Source organism: Enterobacter sp. IF2SW-B1, assembly GCF_001743375.1.
GTDB classification, from domain to species: Bacteria; Pseudomonadota; Gammaproteobacteria; order Enterobacterales; family Enterobacteriaceae; genus Enterobacter; species Enterobacter bugandensis.
Genome location: NZ_MJAA01000407.1, coordinates 1 through 350 on the forward strand (window position 1 = coordinate 1; position 350 = coordinate 350).

The 350-nt window shown below is 58.9% G+C and carries 1 pseudogene; it reads left to right on the plus strand.

Annotated elements, in window-relative coordinates:
- Positions 1 to 253: pseudogene (locus tag A6013_RS24840) on the plus strand (UxaA family hydrolase); the annotation flags it as partial.
- Between the last annotated feature and the right edge of the window lie 97 nt (positions 254 to 350).

Here is a 350-nt window from a genome sequence, read left to right on the forward strand (position 1 = left end):
CAGCACCGGTCGCGGTACGCCGTACGGCGGTTTTGTGCCGACGGTCAAAATCGCCACCAACAGCGAGCTGGCGGCGAAGAAAAAGCACTGGATCGCTTTCGACGCAGGCCAGCTGATCCACGGCACAGCGATGCCGCAACTGCTGACGGAGTTCGTGGACCCAATCGTGGAGTTTGCTAACGGCAGCCAGACCAGTAACGAGAAGAACGACATCCGCGAGTTGGCGATCTTTAAGAGTGGTGTGACGCGTTAAGTGTTTTGTCGGGTGGCGCTAGCGCTTACCCGACCTACTGAACTTTAATCGGTGCGGCCTGATTCCCTCACCCAGACCCACACCCACGAGGAGAGGG